This window comes from Nostoc sp. FACHB-888, assembly GCF_014696655.1.
Taxonomy (GTDB): Bacteria; Cyanobacteriota; Cyanobacteriia; order Cyanobacteriales; family Nostocaceae; genus Nostoc.
Genome location: NZ_JACJQM010000358.1, coordinates 1 through 2683, shown reverse-complemented (window position 1 = coordinate 2683; position 2683 = coordinate 1). Strand labels below are relative to the sequence as shown.

Annotated in this window: 4 protein-coding genes; 3 read left to right on the top strand and 1 reads right to left on the bottom strand. The window is 44.1% G+C overall.

Going from position 1 to position 2683, the window contains the following annotated elements; all coding sequences use genetic code 11:
* Positions 1-158: 158 nt before the first annotated feature.
* Positions 159-296 (bottom strand): hypothetical protein, encoded by a 138-nt coding sequence (locus tag H6G26_RS40765; RefSeq protein ID WP_190737723.1) that lies wholly within the window; start codon positions 294-296, stop codon positions 159-161.
* A 49-nt stretch (positions 297-345) separates the two neighbouring features.
* On the opposite strand from H6G26_RS40765, the gene H6G26_RS40760 reads away from it, so the two are divergent.
* The 3 genes from H6G26_RS40760 to H6G26_RS44125 all read left to right on the top strand — a co-directional run bounded on the left by H6G26_RS40760 (position 346) and on the right by H6G26_RS44125 (position 2183).
* The gene (locus H6G26_RS40760) at positions 346-1140 is read left to right on the top strand and encodes a hypothetical protein (protein WP_190737721.1); all 795 of its coding nucleotides are present in this window, start codon (positions 346-348) and stop codon (positions 1138-1140) included.
* A 5-nt stretch (positions 1141-1145) separates the two neighbouring features.
* The gene (locus H6G26_RS40755) at positions 1146-1973 is read left to right on the top strand and encodes a hypothetical protein (RefSeq protein WP_206757596.1); all 828 of its coding nucleotides are present in this window, start codon (positions 1146-1148) and stop codon (positions 1971-1973) included.
* Positions 1974-2054: 81 nt separating this feature from the next.
* A complete protein-coding gene (locus H6G26_RS44125; RefSeq protein ID WP_277883977.1) occupies positions 2055-2183 on the top strand; it encodes a hypothetical protein in 129 nt (42 codons plus the stop codon).
* Positions 2184-2683: the final 500 nt, after the last annotated feature.

Here is a 2683-nt window from a genome sequence, read left to right as displayed (position 1 = left end):
ACTTCAAAGCGACGAGCCTTGCGTTGAGCATCATTTTTCAAATCTATCTCAAAAGCAGCGACACGATCAGCATTGCCTTCAAATCGGTTAATTTGGTGCTGGACTGCCATCAACTGAGAATCTATTTCATTGTTTGCCTGGGTGAGTGCCCTAGCTATCTAATTGGTATACAAAGCAGGTAAGCTGAGGAAAGCACCTAGCAGCAGTAAAAAATTAGTGATAGTAAAGTTGCCTCGCCATCGCCCAGAACGAAAATTCAGTAACGCCAAACGAATAATTTTAGAATGTTCGCTCATCGAGTGCGTGCATTGTGGGGCAGAATTAGCGCTACGCAGACCGAGACACATGCGTAAAACCGTTCAAACAATGGATGGTGCAGTATTTGTGGCAGGCAAGAGTAAAGAATGTACCAATCCCAGTTGTACACATTTTGGTAAACATTACTACGCGACTGGCCTGTTAAAATACAGCCTACCTTACAGTACTTATGGGTTAGATGTGCTGGCATTTATAGGTTGGGAACATGAGCATGAGCATCAACAATTGGTAGAAATTCAACGCTCATTAAACCAGCGTGGTGTTGAAATTAACGAGAGTAATGTAGGTAAATTATATCGGCAATTTCTGGCACTATTGGGTGGAACGATTGCACATACACAGGAGAAATTAGCTGCCACAGCAGTCCTTCATGGTGGCTTGATTTGGGCAATAGATGCCTTACAGCCCGAAGGCCACGGAACCTTACTGTATGTATTGTACGAGGTATTAAGCGGTACACCAGTAAGTGGAATTCAGTTACCACAGGCACAGGCACAAAGGTTAATTGAGTGGCTGCAACCATATAAAGAGTTACCGTATAAAGTGCTAGCAACATTGTCAGATGGGGAATCAGCAATCATTGCGGCAATGAATTCAAGTTGGCCAGATGCACCCCATCAACGTTGCCAAGCCCACTTTCTCAGTAATTTAAGTGAAGTGGTGCTGCCATTAGACACAAAGCTCAGACAGCAATTAAAAGCAGATTTAGATGATCTGGCAAAAGTCCCTGAGTACTCAGAAAGAGCCCAAGACCCCGGCTCCGAACAGCAGCAAGACAGTCTCCCTTTTTTTCAGGAATCCCCTATTTGTCACGAGACATAGAGTTAATGGCAATCGAATCTCAGATTCGGGCTGCGGTTCGGGATTGTGTCAATCGCACCAGTCGCAAACCTTTTCGCTGGGGCGGTTTAAGCGGCTACCAGCAATTAGAAACTATTGGACAAATACTACGTAGTTTGCCATGTCGAGAACTTGATACAGATTATTTGTCTCTCTTGTCAGTATGGATTGACCAAGCCAAAAGTCGGCATCGTTCATTAGCCTCCGACTTAGAAGAAACACACAATTGGTTGCAACAAATTGCAGAATGTTTGCACTATCCTGAACAAACCAGTCCACGCATTGATTGTGCGACCGATGTTACACAAATTGTAAAATTACCTTTAACAAGTTTTCAAGTTCAGCGCGAAATGGAAGAGTTATTACAGCAATTTCAGCCCGACCCTCAACAAAATCCCGCACAGTTTGCCTTGAAGAAAAAGCTACAAAAGCTCTGGCATAAATACGGTACTGATTTATTGCACTGCTATGACATTCCTGGCTTACCGCCAGATAACTTGAAAATGGAAGCTATGTTTAGCCATTTGCGTCGCAATCAACGACGAATTAGTGGGCGCAAATCAACTGCCGAATTACGTGATTTTGGGCAATATCAAGTTCTTTTCTTCGCCGAAAGTGAACAAATGTTGCTGACACAAATTCGGGAAGTGCCTGTAGCGGAATACAACACTCAACGTCGCAGATTAGCAATGGATGAAGCACCCCGTCAACAAAAACATCGCCTTCATCGTCATCCAGTTACCACAATACAAGCTTTGGTCGCTCAACATACGGAACTTCTAACTGTGCTTGAATTTCAAGCTCTTAAATACTGATTAGATAGTCAGGGGTTTCTCTCACTTAACACTTGGGAATTACCTCACGATAAGCAAGAATCAGTCAAAGCCAACTTAATAATGGCTTTTCCGACTCTGACTGACTTAGAAGATTATTTGCAGGTAATCATTGGTCGTCCGGTAATTATCCCTGCCCTATCCGAACAACTCAATCAGCAACAAGCGAAGCGCACCATTGAATTACGCTAGAGCAAGTGTTAGAAACTCCTGGCTCAAAGGAGCACTCATAAGTTAGCCAGGAGTAGTTCGTTTGGCTATGGCTATGGCATCGGTTCAAATGTCCATTGCTGGTTCGTGCCGTTCCACGAAGACCATAAATGGATCAAAGCACCGTCATCCTGGCTCGCATCGGTTACATCTAACACTTTATCGCTGCAAGCAGAACGAACTTTGTAGGAGCCATCGTCAAGTAGCTCGATCTTCCAAAGTTGTCCACAGCCCCCGTTCCAGGAGTTCTGCTGTACCAGGGTTCCATCAGTTGTGCCAGCCCCCTTAGCCTCTAAAGCGAATGGCACTAAGAAAAGCTATAAGCTATGCAGGATAAGGACTACAGCTTTAAGGCTCACTCCCGCAGTAATGGCATAAGTCAGGCGATGGCGGATAGAAGGATGATGTACAATCTAAAAATTTTTTGGAGGTAGAAAAAGCTTACTCGTTCATGAAATACTTTCTTTGAGACGAGCAAGCAA

Excerpts from the sequence above, each read along its gene's own strand:
- H6G26_RS40755 (WP_206757596.1), top strand. The coding sequence starts at position 1,146 with ATGGCAATCGAATCTCAGATTCGGGCTGCGGTTCGGGATTGTGTCAAT.
- H6G26_RS40760 (WP_190737721.1), top strand. The coding sequence starts at position 346 with ATGCGTAAAACCGTTCAAACAATGGATGGTGCAGTATTTGTGGCAGGC.
- H6G26_RS44125 (WP_277883977.1), top strand. The coding sequence starts at position 2,055 with ATGGCTTTTCCGACTCTGACTGACTTAGAAGATTATTTGCAGGTAATC.
- H6G26_RS40765 (WP_190737723.1), bottom strand. The coding sequence starts at position 296 with ATGAGCGAACATTCTAAAATTATTCGTTTGGCGTTACTGAATTTTCGT.